The sequence below is a fragment of the Corynebacterium sp. KPL4035 genome (assembly GCF_037908325.1).
In the GTDB taxonomy this organism is placed as follows: Bacteria; Actinomycetota; Actinomycetes; order Mycobacteriales; family Mycobacteriaceae; genus Corynebacterium; species Corynebacterium kefirresidentii.
On sequence record NZ_JBBMGF010000002.1, the window covers coordinates 325,099 to 344,526 of the forward strand.

General features: G+C 62.1%; 19 protein-coding genes. 13 read left to right on the forward strand and 6 right to left on the reverse strand.

Annotated features, from left to right (window positions below):
* Window positions 1-16 precede the first annotated feature (16 nt).
* On the forward strand, window positions 17-1,273 hold the full coding sequence (locus tag WMP96_RS03410; RefSeq protein WP_239204769.1) for a YihY/virulence factor BrkB family protein: 1,257 nt from the start codon (window positions 17-19) through the stop codon (window positions 1,271-1,273).
* Here the strand turns inward: WMP96_RS03410 and WMP96_RS03415 are convergent.
* From WMP96_RS03415 to WMP96_RS03430, 4 genes are all read right to left on the reverse strand, one after another.
* A complete protein-coding gene (locus tag WMP96_RS03415) occupies window positions 1,270-2,799 on the reverse strand; it encodes an AMP-binding protein (RefSeq protein WP_340432160.1) in 1,530 nt (509 codons plus the stop codon). The two genes, WMP96_RS03410 and WMP96_RS03415, sit on opposite strands and share 4 nt — an antisense overlap.
* Before the next feature lie 11 nt (window positions 2,800-2,810).
* Entirely contained in the window at window positions 2,811-4,520 is a 1,710-nt protein-coding gene (locus tag WMP96_RS03420) for a long-chain-fatty-acid--CoA ligase (RefSeq protein ID WP_023020465.1), read from the reverse strand.
* Window positions 4,521-4,590: 70 nt separating this feature from the next.
* Complete coding sequence (locus WMP96_RS03425) at window positions 4,591-5,076, reverse strand: methylated-DNA--[protein]-cysteine S-methyltransferase (protein WP_340432161.1); 486 nt, start codon at window positions 5,074-5,076, stop codon at window positions 4,591-4,593.
* Window position 5,077: 1 nt separating this feature from the next.
* Window positions 5,078-6,793 (reverse strand): long-chain-fatty-acid--CoA ligase, encoded by a 1,716-nt coding sequence (locus WMP96_RS03430; RefSeq protein ID WP_340432162.1) that lies wholly within the window; start codon window positions 6,791-6,793, stop codon window positions 5,078-5,080.
* A 66-nt stretch (window positions 6,794-6,859) separates the two neighbouring features.
* Here WMP96_RS03430 and mshA point away from each other — a divergent pair, with 66 nt between their 5' ends.
* The 4 genes from mshA (at window position 6,860) to WMP96_RS03450 (ending at window position 10,942) form a co-directional block, all read left to right on the forward strand.
* Window positions 6,860-8,125, forward strand: coding sequence for a D-inositol-3-phosphate glycosyltransferase (mshA, locus tag WMP96_RS03435; RefSeq protein ID WP_340432163.1), 1,266 nt, complete (start codon window positions 6,860-6,862; stop codon window positions 8,123-8,125).
* 40 nt (window positions 8,126-8,165) lie between these two features.
* Window positions 8,166-8,912, forward strand: a complete 747-nt coding sequence (locus WMP96_RS03440) for a phosphoglyceromutase (RefSeq protein WP_340432164.1) — start codon at window positions 8,166-8,168, stop codon at window positions 8,910-8,912.
* A 63-nt stretch (window positions 8,913-8,975) separates the two neighbouring features.
* Window positions 8,976-10,238, forward strand: coding sequence for a sensor histidine kinase (locus WMP96_RS03445; protein WP_200288320.1), 1,263 nt, complete (start codon window positions 8,976-8,978; stop codon window positions 10,236-10,238).
* Complete coding sequence (locus WMP96_RS03450) at window positions 10,235-10,942, forward strand: response regulator transcription factor (protein WP_049358745.1); 708 nt, start codon at window positions 10,235-10,237, stop codon at window positions 10,940-10,942. Before WMP96_RS03445 ends, WMP96_RS03450 begins: the two co-directional genes overlap by 4 nt.
* Here the strand turns inward: WMP96_RS03450 and WMP96_RS03455 are convergent.
* The gene (locus tag WMP96_RS03455; protein ID WP_340432165.1) at window positions 10,939-11,850 is read right to left on the reverse strand and encodes a hypothetical protein; all 912 of its coding nucleotides are present in this window, start codon (window positions 11,848-11,850) and stop codon (window positions 10,939-10,941) included. The genes WMP96_RS03450 and WMP96_RS03455 overlap by 4 nt on opposite strands.
* A 33-nt stretch (window positions 11,851-11,883) precedes the next feature.
* Here WMP96_RS03455 and WMP96_RS03460 point away from each other — a divergent pair, with 33 nt between their 5' ends.
* The 5 genes from WMP96_RS03460 to WMP96_RS03480 all read left to right on the forward strand — a co-directional run bounded on the left by WMP96_RS03460 (window position 11,884) and on the right by WMP96_RS03480 (window position 15,525).
* Window positions 11,884-12,813: a Ppx/GppA phosphatase family protein gene (locus tag WMP96_RS03460; RefSeq protein ID WP_080971159.1), complete on the forward strand. Its 930-nt coding sequence runs from the start codon at window positions 11,884-11,886 to the stop codon at window positions 12,811-12,813.
* 9 nt (window positions 12,814-12,822) lie between these two features.
* Window positions 12,823-13,908 (forward strand): tripartite tricarboxylate transporter TctB family protein, encoded by a 1,086-nt coding sequence (locus WMP96_RS03465; protein ID WP_301732884.1) that lies wholly within the window; start codon window positions 12,823-12,825, stop codon window positions 13,906-13,908.
* A gap of 72 nt (window positions 13,909-13,980) precedes the next feature.
* Window positions 13,981-14,772 carry a pyrroline-5-carboxylate reductase gene (gene proC, locus WMP96_RS03470; protein WP_239208703.1) on the forward strand — a complete coding sequence of 264 codons (792 nt, stop codon included), beginning with the start codon at window positions 13,981-13,983 and terminating at the stop codon, window positions 14,770-14,772.
* A 223-nt stretch (window positions 14,773-14,995) separates the two neighbouring features.
* Entirely contained in the window at window positions 14,996-15,184 is a 189-nt protein-coding gene (locus WMP96_RS03475; RefSeq protein WP_005527601.1) for a helix-turn-helix domain-containing protein, read from the forward strand.
* Window positions 15,185-15,423: 239 nt separating this feature from the next.
* On the forward strand, window positions 15,424-15,525 hold the full coding sequence (locus WMP96_RS03480) for a 30S ribosomal protein bS22 (RefSeq protein WP_003855542.1): 102 nt from the start codon (window positions 15,424-15,426) through the stop codon (window positions 15,523-15,525).
* A 74-nt stretch (window positions 15,526-15,599) separates the two neighbouring features.
* Here the strand turns inward: WMP96_RS03480 and WMP96_RS03485 are convergent, their stop codons facing one another.
* Complete coding sequence (locus tag WMP96_RS03485) at window positions 15,600-16,637, reverse strand: HAD family hydrolase (RefSeq protein WP_340432166.1); 1,038 nt, start codon at window positions 16,635-16,637, stop codon at window positions 15,600-15,602.
* An 88-nt stretch (window positions 16,638-16,725) separates the two neighbouring features.
* On the opposite strand from WMP96_RS03485, the gene WMP96_RS03490 reads away from it, so the two are divergent.
* From WMP96_RS03490 to hemC, 3 genes are all read left to right on the forward strand, one after another.
* The gene (locus tag WMP96_RS03490; RefSeq protein ID WP_200288316.1) at window positions 16,726-16,968 is read left to right on the forward strand and encodes a glutaredoxin family protein; all 243 of its coding nucleotides are present in this window, start codon (window positions 16,726-16,728) and stop codon (window positions 16,966-16,968) included.
* 73 nt (window positions 16,969-17,041) lie between these two features.
* Window positions 17,042-18,376 (forward strand): glutamyl-tRNA reductase, encoded by a 1,335-nt coding sequence (locus WMP96_RS03495; protein WP_023020478.1) that lies wholly within the window; start codon window positions 17,042-17,044, stop codon window positions 18,374-18,376.
* Window positions 18,377-19,264, forward strand: a complete 888-nt coding sequence (gene hemC, locus WMP96_RS03500) for a hydroxymethylbilane synthase (RefSeq protein WP_023020479.1) — start codon at window positions 18,377-18,379, stop codon at window positions 19,262-19,264.
* The last annotated feature ends 164 nt before the right edge of the window (window positions 19,265-19,428 follow it).

Here is a 19,428-nt window from a genome sequence, read left to right on the forward strand (position 1 = left end):
CATACGCTGGGATAATATGAGCACACTGGACGATTCCGCCGAGGTTCCTGGCGCCGCGAACATGGCGGCCGACGATCTGTCTGCTGGCGACCCGTCCGCCACTGCACGGCCGAGCGCTTCAGCCACTCCGGTAAGAGAATCCGTCTATGAGGGCGCGGATAAAATCGTGCCGAGTACCGCGCCCACCGTGGTCAAGATCGAAGGCCACACCGAAAATGTGGACCCGCTGGCCCGCGGTAACCGCTTGCGCAAGGAAAGCTGGGGGCTGGTGCTCCGCCGCGTGTGGGCGGACTTCTTCCACGATGCCTTGATGGATCGCGCCGCCACGATGACGTATTTCACGCTCATGGCCTTTGCTCCTACGGTGCTCGCGGCCTATTCGATAGCCACGCTCATCTTTTCCTCTCGGCGCGCCGAGGTACATGAATTAACCTCGCAGTTCATTGCGGATTACGTGCCGAGTTCGATGACGGAGCAGGCCGAGCACCTCGTGGGCTCCATCATTGGCTCCACAGCCCAGGGCACCTTCGCGCTGGTGGTATCCGTACTGGTTTCTCTTTTTGCCGCCTCGGCCTATGTGCGTGCCTTCTCGCGCACCGCCAATACCGTCTACGGGCGGGTAGAGGGCCGCGGGATTATCCGCACCTGGGCACTCATGTGGGGGCTTACTATCGTCCTGGTCATCGGCGCGGTTATCGTGCTTTTTGCTAACCTGCTGCGCGATACCATTGTCAGCGGTGTGGTCGAACCGCTGGCTGGCAAGCTAGAGATGCAAGGCACCGCGGACTTTTTGGGCGGCATCTTTATGCCGGTGTGGAATTGGCTGCGCTTCCCACTCACCGTGGTGGTTGTGCTGACGTTGATTGCCATCCTGTACCACTTTTCCCCGAATGTGCGGCCGGCGCGCTTCCGCTGGATAACTCTCGGTTCCGTGGTGGCGCTTAGCACCAATGTCGTGGTGTGGGGAGCCTTCGCGCTGTATACCCAGCGCTTTGCTGGGGCCAGCGTCTACGGAGCCTTCAGCCTCATCATGGCCGTATTCATGGCCGTGTGGCTATCTAATACGATGCTCATTTTGGGCATCAAAATCGATGCGGAGGTCTTGCGCGCCAAAGAATTGCAACTGGGTCTGCACGCCGCGCGGCATATTCAGGCCCCGCCGCGTTCCGATGCCGCCGCCAAATCCCAAGCCCGTGCCCAACATGACCTGGAAGAGCGGTCCGAGCGCATCTACAAACAAGCGGTGCGCAAAGCAGAAAACGACGCAGACTAGTCGCGGTGAAGGCGGGCAAGGAGATCGCGCCGGACATCGCGGCGGCGCAGCTTGCCTAGCTGATCACCGGCAAGCTTATCCATGGCAAAGAATCTTTGCGGTACCTTATAACGCGCCAGCAGCCCGCGGCAGTGCTCGCGCAAGGCGGCTTCGTCGAGCCGGACACCAGGAGACAGGACCACGCAGGCAGCGACGTCCTCAGAACCATCGGAGCGGGGAGTGCCTACGACGGCGGCTTGGGCGATATCGGGGTGGGATGTTAAAGCCTCCTCCACCTCCCCGGGATAAACATTGAATCCGCCGGTAATGATGATTTCTTTAATGCGGCCCACCAACCGGATATGGCCATCGGGCTCGCGCACGCCCATGTCTCCGGTGCGGAACCAACCTTCATGGAAGGCGGCTGCGGTAGCGGGGGCGTCGGCAAGGTAACCGCCAAAAACCTGCGGGCCGCGGGCGAGGATCTCGCCGGCCACGCCATCCGGTTGGGTACGGCTGAGATCGGCAGGATCGCCGATGCGCAGCTGTGTGTCCGGCAAAGGCAGGCCGATGGTGCCGGCGCGCCGGGTGTCATCAAGGGGATTGATGGTCAGCACAGGAGAGGTTTCTGTAAGCCCATAACCTTCCACCAACATGCCACCGGTGCGTGCCTCCCACGGGTCGATGATGCGCGAGGGCAGCGAGGCCGCGCCCGAGATGGAATAGCGCACCCCGCCGAGATCCGAGGGAGACTCGGAATCAGCGGCAGTGGCAGCGTAGTTCATGGCGCGCTCGTAGATGGTCGGCACGCCCGGCATCCAGGTGGGGCGGCGGGTGGCAAGCGCTTCCGTCACTGCGTCGGTGTGTGGAGCGGCAAGCAGGATAATCTCGGCCGCGCAGCGCACCGCAAGCAGCACGCTCATCGTCAGGCCATAGGAATGGAACATGGGCAACGCGGCCAGGAAGCGCTCATTACCGCGGCGCAGCGGGGCCTGGGTTTCTAGCTGCAAGCAGTTGGCAGCGAGGTTGCCGTGGGTTAAGACCACGCCCTTGGGGCGGGCGGTGGTGCCGGAGGTGTAGAGGATAAGGGCGGCGTCGGCAAGCGTGGCTGGGTGCGCCTCCACGGGGGTGCCGTTTAGCGGAAGCGGTGCGCTAAGGGAGACGGAGATGGTGGTCTCTACCTGCGCGGAGACGGTGGGGGCGATGTCCTCCCAGGCGATAGCCACGCGGGCGCCATGGTGGGCGAGCAGCGGAGTGAGCTCGTGCGCGGTATAGCGCGGGTTATGCTCCACCACCACCGCGCCCACGCGCAGGATGGCGAAGAATGCCACTACATGCTGCGGGCAATTGGGCAGCAGGAGCGCCACGCGGTCGCCGGGCTGCACGCCCATCTCGCGCAGGGCCCCAGCCGCGGCTGCCACCTGGGCATCGAGCTCGCCATAGGTCAGTGTCTGGCCGGCGAAGTAGGTGGCGGGGCGCTGCGGAAACCTCGCGACGGCCGCCGCGAGGAAATCCGTCAAGGTAGCGCCATAGTGAATTTCTGCCATAGCCGATAAGTTTAGGCCTTTGCCTCCAACAGCTCGAGTAGGTCCTTGCGCACCTGGTGGCGGCGGATTTTGCCCAGGTGGTCGCGCGCTAGATCTTCGAAGTGATAGAAGGTGCGCGGCACCTTATAGCGGGTGAGGCGCTCGCGGCAGAATTCCTTCAAGCCCTCGGGATCGAGCACGGCACCATCGCGCAGGGTAACGCAGCCGACGACATCCTCGGAGCCATCCTGGCGCGGGCGGCCCACGGCGGCGACATCCACCACGTCGGGGTGCTCTGCAATTGCCTCTTCTACCTCTGCGGGGTAGACGTTGAAGCCGCCGGTGATGATGATTTCCTTAATGCGGCTGACTAGGCGGACCCAGCCGTCTTCTTCCATGACTGCCATGTCTCCGGTGCGGAACCAGCCGTTATGGAAGGACTCCTCTGTTGCTTCTTGGTTGCCAAAATAGCCTTGGAAAATTTGCGGACCACGCGCGAGCAACTCGCCTGGCTGGCCATCAGGCTGGGTTTCATCCAGATTCTTCGGATTGGCAATGCGTACCTCGGCATCTGGGAATGGGAGCCCCACATAGCCAGGGCGATTCTTTCCGTTCATTGGGTTGCCAATTAACACGGGGGAGCACTCGGTCATGCCAAAGCCTTCTACGAGTCGTCCGCCGGTCATGGACTCCCACCGTTCCACGATTTCTACGGGCAGTGTAGCGGCACCGGAAAAAGCGTTGCGGATGCCGCTTAAGTCCACGTCTTTGTCTTCGGCTGCGTCCATGATCTTCTGATAGAGGGTGGGAACCCCTGGCAGCCAGGTAGGCGTGCGCTTTTTCACGATGTCCAGGATGAGCGGCATTTGTGGGGAAGGAAGCAAGATAAGCTCGGCGCCCATGTACACGCTAAAAATGCACAGTGTGGTCATGCCGTAGGCGTGAAACATCGGTAATGCGGCGAGGAAGCGCTCTTTGTGCTTTCCCATTTCTGGAACCCAAGCTTGGCCTTGGACGCAATTAGCTATGAGATTACCGTGCGAGAGCATTCCGCCTTTGGGTTTTCCGGTGGTGCCGGAAGTGTAAAGGATGAGCGCGACGTCAGCCTGGCTGATGCGTGGCATTTCTAGGGCGCTGCCGTCGCCGCCAATAGCTGAGCCGATCAGGGTAGACCACGCTACTGTGTTTGGTGCATGCTCGGTGAGCTGCTCGCGTTTAGCAGCTAGCGGTGGGATAGGCAGGCGGAGCGCGAGGCGCTTGAGTGGTGGCATGGCATCGACCATGTTGACGGAGACGATGGTCTCTAGCGGGGTAGTCGAGCGCAGCTTTTCCAGCGTGGAGGCGGTTTTATCCCAAGAGATTGCTACGCGGGCACCATGATCTCGGAAAAGGCCTTCCAATTCGTGGGCGGTATAAAGTGGGTTGTGCTCGACCACGGTGGCACCAAGTAGCTGCACCGCATAGAAGGCCGCGACGTGCTGAGGGCAGTTGGGCAGCACGATGGCCACCTTGTCGCCTGGGCGAATACCAAAAGCCTTGAGCCCGGCCGCGGCGGCGCGCACTTGGGCGTCGAGCTCCGCGTAGGTCTGCGTGCGGCCGAAGAAATAGGTGGCGGGTTTATTGGCGTTGACCCGCAGGTTATCGCGGTAATAGTCGACGATGGTTTTATTACCGTAGTCCAGCGTGTGAGGGGTCCATTCGCTGTAGTGATCGAGCCAAGCTCGGGAGGTGGAAGCGGACACGCAAAAACCTTTCGTTTGGGTAAATAATTAGTTTTAAAAAATCAGTATAGAGAAAACGTGAAGAAGCCCTCTAGTTTTCTTCCAGTGTCAGCAAAAAACGTTTGGCTTCCAGACCGCCCGCATAGCCGCCGAGCCCGCCGTCGCTGCGCAGCACCCGGTGGCATGGCCGCACGATGAGCAGGGGATTGGCACCGCACGCACTGCCCACGGCCCGCGTCGCGCCGGGCCGGCCCAGCAGCTTGGCGACGTCGCGGTAGGTGACCGTCTCCCCATAGCCAATCTCGGCCAGTTGCGCATGCACTGCGGCGCTAAAGTCGGTCGTCGCAGGCGGGTCGAGGGGCAGCTCGAAGGCGCGGCGCTGGCCGGCGAAATACTCCGCGAGCTGTGCCTGGGCGGCGTCGAGCACGTCCGCGCTGCGCTTTTCGATGCCCCCTTCCTCTACACCGCCCACCGCTTCCTGCAGGGTGCTGGCCGCGGTGAATTCGACGCGGGAAACCCCCCGCGGGCTCGCCTGCAAACGCAGGGGTCCGAGGGGGCTATCGATTAGGCGGAACATGCTAGTTCTTTTCGGTCTCGAGGCGGCGGATGAGGTCTGCCTGGACCTCGCGGCGGCGGATCTTGCCCATCTGGTCCTTGGCCAGCTCCTCAAAGTGGTAGAAGGTGCGCGGGACCTTGTAGCGGGTCAGGCGCTCGCGGCAGTAGTCCTTGAGTCCCTCCGGGTCCAGGGCGGCGCCATCGGCGAGGTCGAGGCAGGCCACGACGTCCTCGGAGCCATCTTCGCGCGGTCGGCCTACCACGGCGACGTCATCAATGCTCGGGTGCTCGCGCAAGATTTCTTCCACCTCGCCCGGATATACGTTGAAGCCGCCGGTGATGATGATCTCCTTGATGCGGCTAACCAGGCGGATGAAGCCATCTTCTTCCATGACGCCCATGTCACCGGTGCGGAACCACTCGCCGTGGAATGCGGCCTCGGTGGCCTCCTCGTTATTGAGGTACCCCTTGAAAATCTGTGGTCCCCGCGCCAAAACTTCGCCTTCGGTGCCATCGGGCTGGGTTTCATCGAGGTTATCTGGGTTGGCGATGCGCACCTCGGTATCCGGGAAGGGGATGCCGACGTAACCAGGGCGGCGGTCGGTGCTCATAGGGTTGCCCACGATGATGGGCGAGCATTCGGTCAGGCCATAGCCTTCCACTAAGAGGCCACCGGTATAGTTCTCCCACTTCTTGACCGTGTCCGAAGGCAAGGTAGAAGCCCCGGAGAAGGCTGCGCGCACGCCCTTGATAGGAATCTGCTGCTCGTCGGCGGCTTTGACGATTCGCTCGTAGAGCGTCGGCACACCCGGCACCCAGGTCGGGGTGTGCTTTTTCATCAGCTGCATAATGAGCGACATATCTGGCTTAGGCAGGATAACCAGCTCGCCGCCGATAAACTGCGCCAGGGTCACGTTCATGGTCAGGCCATAAGCATGGAAGAAGGGGAGGGCGGCGAGCATGCGCTCGGGCTTATCGCCCAAGCCCGGTACCCACGCCTTGCCCTGCAGGAGGTTGGAAAACAGGTTTCCATGGGAGAGCATGGCCCCCTTCGGGGCGCCGGTGGTACCAGAGGTGTACATGATGAGCGCGATGGTGTCCTTGTCCACGTCTTCCGGCGTGGTGATATCGCTGCCGTCGCCACCGATTGCGTTGCCCACCAAAGTTTCCCACGGCACGGTATTTGGCGCCGGGGAAGATAGCTGCTCGCGCTTGGACTTGAGCGGCGGAATAGGCAGGCGCAAAGCGGCGCGCTGCAGGGTGGGCATGGCGTTGATCATGTTGATGGACACGACCGTTTCCAGATTGGTGGTTGCCCGCAGCTTCTCCAGCGTGGGCGCGGCCTTGTCCCAAGCGATGGCGATGCGCGCGCCGTGATCTTGGAAGAGTCCTTCCAACTCATGGGCGGTGTAGAGCGGGTTATGCAGTACCACCTGCGCACCGAGCTTCAGAATGGCATAAAACGCTGCGATGTACTGCGGCGAGTTGGGCGCGACGATCGCTACGCGGTCACCTGGCCGCACGCCGAAGGCCTTCAGGCCCGCGGCCGCTGCGCGAACCTGGCGGTCTAGCTCAGCATACGTTTGGGTGCGTCCGAAGAAGTAGGTGGCTGGTTTATCGGCGTTGACCTCAAGATTGTTGTCGTAGATATCCAGCAGCGTGGTATCGCCGTACTCAAGGTGGTGCGGTGTCCATTCCGGGTAATACTGGAGCCAAGCCTGTGATTCGTATGCGGACAAAACGTGACCTTTCGGTAGCGTAGGTTTCTGGCAGGGGCCAGTATAGCGCCGCTAGAATGGAGCGCCATGCGCATCGCCATGATTTCTATGCATACATCCCCTATCGAGCAGCCTGGCTCAGGGGATGCGGGTGGAATGAACGTCTACGTCCTCAATATTGCCCGCCAATTGGCCCGCCGGGGAATCGAGGTAGACGTCTATACCCGCGCCACCCGGCCCAGCCAAGGCGAAATCATTGCGGTTGAGCCTAGCCTGCGCGTTATCAATATCGTCGCGGGCCCGTACGAGGGGCTAGATAAAGAGGATCTCCCTACCCAGCTGGCCGCTTTCGCCGGCGGCATGGTGCAATTTGCCAAATGGCAGGGTAAAAAATATGACCTTATTCACTCCCACTACTGGCTTTCTGGCCAGGTGGGCTGGCTGTTGCGGGATCTCTGGGGTATCCCGCTTATTCACACAGCGCATACCTTGGCCGCGGTGAAAAACGCCTCGCGGACGGCGGATGACACCTTGGAGTCCGAAGCCCGCCGCATCTGCGAACAGCAATTGGTGGATAACGCGGACTTGCTGGTGGTCAATACCGAGCAAGAAGCCCGCGACTTGGCCGAACATTATGATGCCGAGAGAGCCAATATTCGCGTGGTCTCGCCCGGCGCCGACGTAGAGCTTTTTACCCCTGGCACGGACCGCAATACCGAGCGCTCCCGCCGCGAGTTGGGCATTCCGCTGCACACCAAGGTGGTGGCCTTTGTCGGCCGCTTACAAAAATTCAAAGGCCCGGAGGTACTCATCCGCGCCACGGCCGAGCTCTTCCGCCGCGAGCCGGCCCGCAACCTGCGGGTGGTTATCTGCGGTGGCCCGTCGGGGGCCAATACAGCGCCGGAGGCATATAGGGAGTTGGCGCGTGAGTTGGGCGTCGATAAGCGGGTGCGCTTTTTGGGCGCCCGCCCGCCGGAGGAACTGGTGGGGGTCTACCGCGCGGCTGATATTGTGGCGGTGCCCAGCTATAACGAGTCCTTCGGCCTGGTGTCTCTGGAGGCCCAAGCCTCTGGCACGCCGGTGGTTGCTGCCGCCGTCGGCGGGCTGCCCATTGCCGTGGCTGACGGGGAAACTGGCTTGCTGGTGCACTCGCACGATCCGGAGGATTGGGCTGATGCCTTGGCCCGCCTGCTTGACGACGACCCCATGCGCATCGCCATGGGCGAAGCCGCCGTCGCCCACGCCGCGCGTTTTAGCTGGGCCAGCTCCGCCGCAGCGCTCGCGGAAATCTATGACGAGGCCAGCCATATCGAGGTTCCAGACTGCCATCAACGGCGGGCAAGTGGAGATTAAACCTCCTACGCCGGAAGCTATTTCGTGGCATGCTGGAAACATGACTAACGGAAAGCTAATTCTCCTTCGCCATGGCCAATCCAAGTGGAACGAGTCCAACCAGTTCACTGGCTGGGTCGATGTAGACCTGACCGAAAAGGGTGAGGCGGAAGCCAAGCGCGGCGGCGAGCTGCTCGCGCAGGAAGGCATTCTGCCGGACGTCCTTTATACCTCTCTTCTGCGCCGCGCCATCCGCACCGCAAATATCGCGCTCAATGCCGCCGATCGTCACTGGATCCCAGTAGTGCGCGATTGGCGTCTCAACGAGCGCCACTACGGCGCCCTGCAAGGCCTGAATAAGGCTGAGACCAAGGAAGAGTACGGCGAGGAAAAGTTCATGGCATGGCGCCGCTCCTATGACACGCGCCCGCCAGAGCTGGCCGATGACTCCGAATACTCGCAGGCCAATGACCCGCGCTACGCAGACCTAGATAAGGTCCCGCAGACCGAGTGCCTCAAGGATGTTGTCGCCCGCTTTGTGCCGTACTTTGAAGAGGAAATCCTCCCGCGCGCCAAGAAGGGCGAGACCGTGCTCATCGCCGCTCACGGCAACTCCCTGCGCGCACTGGTCAAGCACCTGGACAATATTTCTGATGATGATATTGCCGGATTGAATATCCCCACCGGCATCCCGCTGGTTTATGAGATTACCGAGGACGGCTCGGTAGCAAACCCAGGCGGTACCTACCTGGATCCGGAAGCTGCTGCTGCCGGTGCCGCCGACGTTGCTGCGCAGGGCGGTAAGTAAGTAACTGCGCTAAAGTCCCCGGGGAGTATTCCCTGGGGACTTTGTGATGGATAGGCTAGACACGTGGAATTGATTCTTTCCTTTGCCGCCGGCGTGGTGGCCTGCGGGTTGGCGCTGCCGGCGATGTCCTGGGCGCGCGGGCGCATTGCGCGCTACCGCCAGGCTACCGATGTCGGGGCCAATCAGGTTACGACGGTTAGCCAGGTGCTGCACTTGGCCGTGCAAGGCTCGCCGACGGCGCTGACGGTGCTGGACCGCAGCCAGGAAATCGTCATGTCTAATCCGGCCGCGCATGAGATGTCCTTGGTGCATGACCGCGCCGTTAACCCAGAGGTATGGGAGACCGCGCAGGAGGTCTTCGAAGACAAGGAGACCCGCACCGTTGACATAGCTATTCCCAAGCGGCGCACGGGACACCGCGTCACGCAGGTCAGGGCGGTGATTAAGCCACTGACTCTTAATGACGGCCGCTTTGTCATCGTCTACGGCACCGATGAAAGCGAAAATGTCCGCATGGAGTCCGCCCGCCGTGACTTCGTGGCGAACGTCTCCCACGAGCTCAAGACACCCGTCGGCGGCATTGCCTTGCTGGCAGAGGCCCTGCTACAAGATCCCGGTGACCAAGAGACCGTGGAGTACTTTGGCAATAAGGTCTATAAGGAAGCCAACCGCATGGCCGATATGGTCAGCGAACTTATCTCCCTGTCCAAGCTGCAAGGCGCCGAGGCCCTGCCGGAGATGGAACCGCTGGCCGTAGATGATCTCATCGATGAAGCCCTCTCGCGCAACCACCTTGCTGCCGAGGCCCGTTCCATCGAGCTCAACCGCGGCGCCTCTGTGGGCGTGCAGGTTAAAGGCGATCGATCCCTGCTGGTAACAGCACTATCCAACCTGGTCTCCAATGCGATTAACTACTCGCCGGAGAAAATGCCGGTGTCCGTCTCCCAAAAGGTGGTGGATGGTGGGGTCGTACTCATCCGCGTCACGGACCGTGGCATTGGCATCGCACCGGATGACCAGAAACGTGTTTTTGAACGCTTCTTCCGTGTAGACCAAGCCCGGTCGCGGCAGACCGGAGGCACTGGCCTAGGATTAGCAATTGTTAAACACGTGGTGGCCAACCATGGTGGCAATATCAAACTATGGTCCCGGCCGGGTACGGGTTCTACATTCACCATTGAATTGCCCATCTACAGGGAAGAAAAGCCAGCGCAGGAAGCTGGCATGAAGGATAATGAGAAAAGGGATGCCGTCGACGCGGCGGCGCCTGGGCTCCCGCGTGCAGTGGCACGCGTTGCAGCACGTCGAAAGGATAAAGCACAATGACCACCATCCTCATCGTTGAAGATGAAGAGTCGCTGGCAGATCCGCTGGCATTCCTCCTCCGCAAGGAAGGTTTTGAACCCATCATCGCGCATGATGGCCCTACCGCGCTGGAAAAGTTTGCCGCAAACGACATCGATATCGTCCTTTTGGACCTCATGCTGCCCGGCATGTCCGGCACCGAGGTATGCAAACAACTGCGCACTACTTCGTCCGTGCCCGTCATCATGGTCACCGCGCGCGACTCCGAGATTGATAAGGTCGTCGGCCTCGAGCTGGGCGCCGATGACTACGTCACCAAGCCTTATTCTTCCCGCGAGCTTATCGCCCGCATCCGTGCGGTACTGCGCCGTGGCCATGATTCTGGAGCCGGTGCCGAGGCCGAGGCCGAGGAAGAGGTTGCCGAGCAGATCCTCGAAGGCGGCCGCGTCAAGATGGACGTGGAGCGCCACACCGTTACCGTTGCCGATGAGCCGGTATCCATGCCTCTCAAGGAATTCGACCTCCTGGAGTACCTATTGCGCAACGCCGGCCGCGTGCTCACCCGCGGTCAGCTCATTGACCGCATTTGGGGCGCTGATTATGTCGGCGATACCAAGACGCTCGACGTCCACGTCAAGCGTCTCCGCTCCAAGATTGAGGAACAGCCCTCCCGCCCGAAGCACTTGGTTACGGTGCGCGGTCTGGGCTATAAATTCGAGCTCTAATCTTCCGCCTGCAGGCTCTCAGCCTTCACACTGGCCGGGTGCTGCGTGAGCTGAACGCCGTGTTCGGCCGCCGCCGCTCGGGCCTTGCAGTGCGCGGCCAAAATTTCATAAGACTCGCGGCCCATTAGTGCTACCAGCTCGTCCTCGTGCGACTGCCACATCGGCAGCGGGTTGGCGTGACAGGCGGAATCGGCTGAGCAATACCAATCAAAATCTTCGCCGCCATTGCCCCAACCGCGACGGTCATACTCGCCTATCTGGGTGCGTAAAATCTCCTGCCCATCCGGGCGTTCTTCATAATCCTCGTACCGGCGCAGCGGCAGCTGCCAGCACACCTCCGGCTTGACCACCGTGAGCTCTTCGCCAGCATCCACCGCCCACTGGTGCAGCGCGCAGCCCGTGCCCGTTGCCCAACCGGTGCGGTTGGCAAAAATGCACGCGCCATCCACAATCGGCGTCTTAAGGGCCGGCTCCGGTTCCCCGTCCTCGCCGTCGAGCTCGTCCCATTCCAGCCACGGCTCTAATTCATCCGTATCGTCTTGCGCGAGGAATTCATCTACCCCCGCTGGGCGCAGCTGCCAATATTCGGCGGGCATGCGCGCGACGGCGTCATAAAGCTGGTCGCGGTCTTCCTCATCGGCCATATAAGCTCCATGCACGCAGCAGCCCACTTCGGGCTGGCGCTTGTCGATGCCCCGGCATGCCGAAGTACCAAACTGGCAGCTGTAGTGCGATTCCACCCATGTCAGGTCGATGGAAAAGACGTGGTGCGGGTCGTTAGGATTGGTAAATTCAAACCACTCCCGCGGGAAATCGGGGGCCTCTTCGCGGCCTGCTCTTATCGACGCCGCCGCGGGCGAGCTCGCGGGAAAACCTAGATATACCGTGTCAGATTTTGGGCGATTCACACCTAACCACGGTAGACCTACTACGCTATTAGTGTGCGATTAGGTGTATTAGACGTCGGAAGCAATACTGTCCACCTTGTTGCGGTCGATGCCGCGACGGGCGGACGACCGACTCCGATGAGTGATTGGAAGACCCCGCTCCGGCTGGTAGAACAGCTGGATAAGAAGGGAAACATCCATGAAAAGGGTGTAAAGAAGCTGGTCAGTGCCGTAGCTGAAGCTAGCGAGCTGGGTGAAAAGCTGGGCTGCGCTGAATTCATTGCCTTTGCTACCTCGGCGGTGCGCTCCGCGCCCAATTCGGAGGAGGTTCTCGATGAGGTGGAAAAGCATACTGGCGTGCGCCTGCAAATCCTCTCCGGCGTGGAAGAAGCCCAGCTGACCTTCCTCTCCGCTCGTCGCTGGTATGGCTGGTCCGCTGGCCGTATCACTAACCTGGATATCGGCGGCGGCTCGCTGGAACTTTCCACCGGTACTGATGAGCACCCCGACCTTGCTTTCTCCCTCGACCTAGGTGCCGGCCGGTTGACCCATAATTGGTTCGATACCGACCCACCAGAGAAGAAGAAGGTAAGTGCGCTGCGCGATTTTATTGATGCGGAGCTTGAGGACGTTGCCGCACAGATGAAGGCGATGGGTCCCGCCGGCCTCGCCGTGGGCACCTCTAAAACCTTCCGTACGCTTGCACGACTTACCGGTTCTGCGCCCTCGTCTGCCGGCCCATACGTCAAGCGCACGCTGACTGCACCGGGTCTGCGTCAGTTGATTTCCTTCATCTCCCGCATGACTGCGGCAGACAGAGCGGACCTAGAAGGTGTAAGTTCTAACCGATCGCACCAAATCGTTGCCGGCGCTCTGGTGGCCGAGGCATCCATGCGAGCCTTGGAAATCGAGAAGCTGGAAATCTGCCCATGGGCGCTGCGTGAGGGCGTCATTTTGCGCCGGACCGACAAGGGATTGGAATAGGAAGAGATCATGGCTGACCAGAATAAGTTGACCGTGGCAGAGCTGCTGGCTCGCAATAACAAAGCCCGCGGCGAGAAGGAAAGCAAGAAAGACAACCGTTCTCGTCGCCACCGCCGCAGCCTGGATGAAGGCGGCATTTCCGTTGCCGAGCTGACCGGCAACCTCAAAAAGGTCAAGGCTTCTCCTGCTGAGGCCAAGCACACCTCCGTCTCTATCGACGAAGACGCCCCCGTCATCCGTTCCCCCAAGTCAGCCGAACAGGCCGGTGCCGATTCCGCGAAGAAGCCCGCCGCGGACCCAGCCGCAAAGCCGGCGGCAAAGCGCGCGGCACAGCCCGCAGCTAAGGCGGCGCAGACTACCAAGCCTGCCGCAAAGCCCACCACAAAGACTGCAGCTGCTTCGTCCGCTACTCCGGCTGCCGCTGCTCCGGCCGCACAGAAGCCTGCTGCCACCGGCGCGGCACAGGACGCGGCGAAGAAGAACCAGCCTTCAGCCGATGACACCGCCGTAATCCAGCGGGTGGATAAGGCGGGCGAGGCTAAACCTGCTGCGGCAAAGTCTGCTGCGGACACACCAGCGGCAAAGAAGCCAGCCGCAGACAAGGCCCGTGCTGAAAAGCAGGGCACAGCGAAGCCTGCTGCTGAAAAGCCTAAGGACGACAAGCGCGCGAAGGCAGCCGGAGCAGGAGCTGCGGCAGCGGGCGCTGGAGCGGCAGGTGCTGGAGCGGCCGCGGCGGCGGTGCCGACGTCGAAGAAGGCGGGCGTCGCCAAGAGCGCAGAGGAAACCGGCAACCTACCCAAGGTCGAAGACAACGAGGATTGGGTGGAAGAAGAGCACGAGAAGCTCAATCCGGTATCCATCCTGCTGATGATTGTCGCGGGCATCCTGCTGGCGATTGTCATTTTCAAGGGCTTTGAGATTCTGTGGGATAACTTCCCACGCCTGGTCGTGGCTGTCCTAGCGCTGTGCGTCACCGCGATTATGGTCGGTGTGACCCACGCGCTGCGCACCGCACGCGATGGTTTCTCCATGTTCCTGGCCGGCTTTACCGGCCTCGTCCTTACCTTCGGCCCGCTGCTATTGGTTATGCTTTAACCCCGCGCTTGTCGATGCCCCGGTTACCCCACGTGGTAGCCGGGGTTCCACATTTTTGGCATGGTGGAGACTATGACAAAAATTGCAATTTTAGGCGGCGGACAAATCGGTGAGGCTTTGACCTCGGGACTCGTGGCATCGGGCTTTGCGGGCTCGGATATCACGGTTACCAATCGCACCGAATCGCGCAGCCAAGAACTCGAACAGACCTATGGCGTGAATACCACCAGCGATAATGCGGCCGCGGTAGACGGCGCGGACTATATCTTCGCGTGCGTGAAGCCCTACGCCATCCTGGAACTGCTCGAAGGCCTGTCGCCGGCGAAGGACGCCGTGGTCGTTTCCATGGCCGCAGGCCTAACGCTAGAGCAGCTGCAGGGTGCGGTGGGCGAAGGCCAGCCGGTGGTGCGCGTCATGCCCAATACCCCCATGTTGGTGCGCCGCGGCATGTGCACCTGCGCGGCCGGCGAGCATGTGAGCGATGCCCAGATGGACGGCGTGCGCGAGCTGCTCGAAGCCGTTGGCGAGGTTGCGGTTATCCCAGAGAAGAATATCGACGCCGCCACCGCGCTGGCGGGCTCCTCCCCGGCATACTTTTTCCTCGTGGCAGAGGCGCTTGTCGACGCCGGCGTGCAGCTCGGCCTTCCCCGCGACGTCGCTGAGAAGCTTGCCGCTCAGGCCGCGGTCGGCTCCGGCGAGATGTTGGCCAGCTCTGGCCGCTCGGCCACCCAGCTGCGTGCCGGAGTGACCTCGCCGGGCGGCACCACCGCGGCCGCTGTTCGCGAGCTGGAGGAGTCCGGCCTGCGCGGAGCGTTCTACCGCGCGGCAGAGGCCTGCTCCGACAAGGCTAAGGAGCTTGGCTAAAGCTTCCGTGCGCGACCTTCCCGTGGTGGGGGTGTACCCCCGGGAGCGTTGGGGCGGGTGTTAAGCAGCGCTTTCGGGGTAAACCCTAATGAATGCTGTGAAGAAATTTGGCACTTGGGTCGCATTAGTCACATGTTTCACGATAGGCTAGGACAAGCACGTGCGTGAAGTCCTGTGGGAGGGGAAGCCTACAGCGCGCACCGAGCTGAAGGGTTAGATATATATGGCAAATGAAGATAAGGGAACCTTTCTGACGATCGCGGAGGTCGCCGAGATTATGCGCGTCTCCAAGATGACCGTCTACCGTTTGGTTCACGCAGGCGAAATGCCGGCTGTTCGCGTTGGACGCTCTTTCCGCGTCCACGAGTCCGCCGTCAACGAGTACTTGGAGGCATCCGTCTACGGAGCCTAGGCTCGCGCCGCACTAGACAGCGCCCACCTCTGCTGGCCATCGTGGTCAGCGGTGGTGGGCGCTGTTCTTTCTCCTGGGCCCTTTTTGGTCACGGGCTGGGGGCTGGGTAAGATGGTGTGCATTCGTGTCGGCTCGCTGATGTGGCCCGCGGTCCGTGTGGCCACGGCGGCAAGAGTGCACCTTCGCCGTTTTAGCGCTGACAAGTTTGACAGTACGTACTATTTGAAAGTGAGGACTCTATGGGTTCCGTCATTAAGAAGCGCCGCAAGCGCATGTCCAAGAAGAAGCACCGCAAGATGCTGCGCCGCACCCGCGTGCAGCGCCGTAAGCTGGGCAAGTAAACCCAGCCCGCTTCTTGCCCTCCGCCATTGTGCGGAGGGTTTTTGCATGCTTGCCGATGTCCCCCCAGCGCCCGCTACCGCCGGTAGTAGCGCCAGCCGCCATAGGAAAAGGCAGCGGTGGCCAGGGCCGGCAGGCCATAGGTGCGGATAGCGCGGCGCACTGAGCGATAGTCGCGCACCAGCCAGCCGTGCTCGCTGGCGATGGTGCGCAGCTTACGGTCTGGGTTAATGGCCACGGCGGTACCGACCATGGACAGCATGGGCACGTCGTTGGCGGAATCCGAATACGCGGTGCAGCGCGAAAGGTCCAAGCCCTCGATGGTCGCGAGCGCGGCTACGGCGTGCTTTTTGCCGGGGCCGTGCAGGATATCGCCGACCAGCCGGCCGGTGAACTTGCCATCCTTGACCTCCGCGACGGTGCCGAGCGCTCCCGTAAACCCGAATCGCCGCGCGAGCACCTGCGCTAGCTGCACCGGGGTGGCCGTGACCAACCACACCTGCTGGCCGGCGGCTAAGTGCATTTCTGCTAACTGGGTAGTGCCAGGGTATGCGCGGCGCGCGAGCGAGGCGTCCACAATCTCCTCGCATAGATCGACCAGCTCGTCGACGCTGCGGCCTTTGACAAACTCCAGCGCCTGCGCACGGCCGGCGGCGACGTCTCGGGCATTTTCGCTGCCGGAGACGCGGAATTTAAGCTGCTTCCACGCAATCGGCAAGATCTCTGATAACCGGAAGTAGCGCTTGCGCGCCAACCCGAAGGCGAATTCCACGAGGGAGGAGCCTTGGATGAGGGTATTGTCGACGTCGAAAAACGCCGCCGCGCCCACATCTACCGGTACGTCCGGGTCCTGGGCGGTAATACGCTGCGCGCCCGCGGCGTCATAAGAGCCGGTTACCGAATCCACACCGGAGGCAAAATCCTCTAGCGCCAGCCCGAATTCTTCCAATGCCGCCGCGGCCGCGGCTTCGCCGGCGGTGCGCTGGGATTCCTCATCCAGCGGGGCGAGCGCCTGGTTTTCTAAAAAATTTCGCAGATTGCCGCGCGAAGCGGTCCAGTTGGCCAAGAATTCGCGGGGAGTTTCAGGGAACCCTGGGGGAGTGGTAGCGGACACGAGTCAGACAAACAGCTTTCGCAAACGCGGGGTGGACTAACGTGTCCATAGTAATGGTTTCGACCGCCGCCGTCCCTGTGAGGAGAATATGTCTCAGCATTTCGTCGAGCTCATGGTGCGCACCACCTGCGGTTCTTGTGCGCGCGTGAGGGAGCAGATTACCCCCGTTGTCACGCAGGCAGGTGCGGAGCTTGCCGTGCGTAACGTGGATGAGGATGCGGAGCTGGCCATGGAGTTCGGTGATCGCGTACCCGTCGTGGTTATCGACGGCGAAGAGTTCGCCTGCTGGGAAGTAGACAATGCCGAGCTCGCGGCCGAGCTAAGCAGATAATTCGGGATCCCTGCCACCGACGGGTACTCTTTTGGTGGGTTAAAATCAATCAAATGGTTGAGGAGTGTTGTGCATGAGCGTGCTCGTCGTGGGCATGTCCCACCAGTCGGCGCCAGTGGCGCTGCTGGAGAAGCTGAGCATGGATAGTGCGGTCCAGGATTCCGCCTGCGGGAAACTGGTAGCGGCCGACTCACTTTCAGAGGCGATGATCATCTCCACCTGCAACCGCATGGAGGTCTACACCGTTACTAACTCCTTCCATGCCGGCGTGCAGGAAGTCGTGCGCGTGCTCACCCAGGTATCGGACGTGAGCGAGGAGGAGCTGCGCAGCTACCTCTACGTGCGCTATGCCGACGCCGCGGCCGAGCACCTGATGTCGGTGACCTCCGGGCTGGATTCCATGGTGGTAGGAGAGCAGCAGATCATCGGCCAGGTGCGCAGCGCCTACCAGGCCGCCTCCGAGCAGGGCACGGCCGGACCGCGCATCCACGCGCTGGCGCAGTCGGCGCTACGGGCGGGCAAGCGCGTGCACTCCGAGACCGACATCGATGAGGCAGGCTCCTCCATGGTGTCCTTCGCTTTCGACCAAGCCCTGCAGCGCCTAGACGCCGAGGACTTGGCCGGTAAGACCGCGTTGGTCCTCGGCGCGGGCGCTATGGCATCGCTCGCTGCCACCCACGCCGGCCGGCTGGGGGTCAAGGAGCTGGTGCTGGCCAACCGCACCCGTGAGCGCGCCGAGCGCCTGGCCAGCCACGCCGAGGAGGCGGGCGTTGCCGCCCGCGTCGTGGACTTTTCCCAACGTGCCGCCGCGCTTTCCGACGTCGACCTGGCCATCTCCGCCACCGGCGCCGATAACTTCACCATCGAGGCCACCGACATTCCCGCCGGCCGCGAGCTCATGCTCATCGATCTCTCCCTGCCGCGCGATATCGACGATGCCGCCGCTGCGGCCGAGGGCGTGGATCTGGTCAATATCGAGCGCCTGAGCAAGTCGCTCTCGGCCGCCGATACCGACGTCGCGGCCGGCACTAGCCCGCACGCGCAGGCCCGGCGCATCGTCGACGAAGAGCTGGCAGCCTATACCTCTGCGCAGCGCGTACGCGATGTCGTCCCGGCCGTGAGCGCCCTGCACCGCCGCGCGGCCGACCTCGTGGAATGCGAGGCCGCACGCCTGCAACATAAGCACCCCGAAATCTCGGGCAAGCAACTTGAGGACGTCCAGCGCGCCCTCAAGCGCGTGGCCGATAAGCTGCTGCATGAACCAACGGTGCGGGCGAAGAAACTGGCGGCGTCGGAAAGCAGTGTCAGCAGCGAGAATGCCCTGCAGGAACTTTTTGGCCTGCAACTGGAAGGCTCCGGAGTGTCCGTGGCCGTTAATGAATTGCCCACCATGACTAAGGAGGCCTAAATGTTTCAGATTGGTACCCGCGGTTCCAAGCTTGCCACCACCCAGGCGGGCCACGTCCGCGATTGGCTTATCGACGCCGGCTTTGACTCCCAGCTCCACATCGTCACCACCGCCGGCGACGTCAATATGGCACCGGTCGAGCGTATCGGCGTCGGCGTATTTACCCAAGCGCTGCGCGAGGCCCTCTATGCCGGCGAGTGCGATATCGCCGTCCACTCTTTTAAAGACCTGCCCACCGCGCCCGATGATCGCTTCCGCCTCGTGGTGCCGCAGCGCCAGGATTCCCGCGAGGCGCTCGTCGCCCGCGATGGCCTGAGCCTGGCGCAGCTGCCGCAGGGCGCGCGCGTGGGTACCTCCGCCCCGCGCCGCATCTCCCAGCTGGCCGCCATCCGCCCCGACCTGGAGATTCGCCCGCTGCGCGGCAATATCGATACCCGCATGTCCAAGGTCACCGACGGCGAGCTCGACGCCGTCTTGCTGGCCTATGCCGGCCTGCTGCGCGGCGGCTACGCGGACCGCGCCACCGAAATCTTCGAGCCCTCCGTCTTCATGCCGGCGCCGGCCCAGGGCGCCCTCGCCATCGAGGCTGTGGCCGGAACCGAGGCTGCCGCGGCCCTCGATGCCATCGTCGATGACCGCGCCTCGGCCGCCGCGGCCGGTGAGCGCGCCGTGCTGGCCCGCCTTGAGGCCGGCTGTACCGCGCCGGTGGCCGCCACCTCGCGCTGGGACGGCGACCAGCTCACCGTGCGCGGTGGCGTCTTTGCACTCGATGGTTCGCGTCAGCTTACTGCCACCGCCTCCGGGCCTGCGGCCGAAGCCGCCGAGCTCGGCGCGCGCGTTTCGGACGAGCTTTTCGCCGGTGGCGCGGCCGAGCTGCTGGGCAAGTAATTTCGCCTTTAGGCGCTAATAATTTAAGGTGTAGATACCACAAATCATTGTCCCGCAATGATCCGGCCCCCTTTAAGGGCATCCCAGGACTTAAGGCCTGGGATTTTGGCCGTTATGACCGTGTCACCCACCGCCGGCGCGGGGAACCACACCGCATGCGATCA

Bases quoted from the DNA above. Each gene is read 5' to 3' on its own strand.
- WMP96_RS03425 (WP_340432161.1), bottom strand. From the start codon at position 5,076: ATGTTCCGCCTAATCGATAGCCCCCTCGGACCCCTGCGTTTGCAGGCG.
- WMP96_RS03495 (WP_023020478.1), top strand. From the start codon at position 17,042: ATGAGCGTGCTCGTCGTGGGCATGTCCCACCAGTCGGCGCCAGTGGCG.
- WMP96_RS03415 (WP_340432160.1), bottom strand. From the start codon at position 2,799: ATGGCAGAAATTCACTATGGCGCTACCTTGACGGATTTCCTCGCGGCG.
- WMP96_RS03490 (WP_200288316.1), top strand. From the start codon at position 16,726: ATGTCTCAGCATTTCGTCGAGCTCATGGTGCGCACCACCTGCGGTTCT.
- WMP96_RS03440 (WP_340432164.1), top strand. From the start codon at position 8,166: ATGACTAACGGAAAGCTAATTCTCCTTCGCCATGGCCAATCCAAGTGG.
- WMP96_RS03480 (WP_003855542.1), top strand. From the start codon at position 15,424: ATGGGTTCCGTCATTAAGAAGCGCCGCAAGCGCATGTCCAAGAAGAAG.
- proC (WP_239208703.1), top strand. From the start codon at position 13,981: ATGACAAAAATTGCAATTTTAGGCGGCGGACAAATCGGTGAGGCTTTG.
- mshA (WP_340432163.1), top strand. From the start codon at position 6,860: ATGCGCATCGCCATGATTTCTATGCATACATCCCCTATCGAGCAGCCT.
- WMP96_RS03465 (WP_301732884.1), top strand. From the start codon at position 12,823: ATGGCTGACCAGAATAAGTTGACCGTGGCAGAGCTGCTGGCTCGCAAT.
- hemC (WP_023020479.1), top strand. From the start codon at position 18,377: ATGTTTCAGATTGGTACCCGCGGTTCCAAGCTTGCCACCACCCAGGCG.
- WMP96_RS03450 (WP_049358745.1), top strand. From the start codon at position 10,235: ATGACCACCATCCTCATCGTTGAAGATGAAGAGTCGCTGGCAGATCCG.
- WMP96_RS03410 (WP_239204769.1), top strand. From the start codon at position 17: ATGAGCACACTGGACGATTCCGCCGAGGTTCCTGGCGCCGCGAACATG.
- WMP96_RS03475 (WP_005527601.1), top strand. From the start codon at position 14,996: ATGGCAAATGAAGATAAGGGAACCTTTCTGACGATCGCGGAGGTCGCC.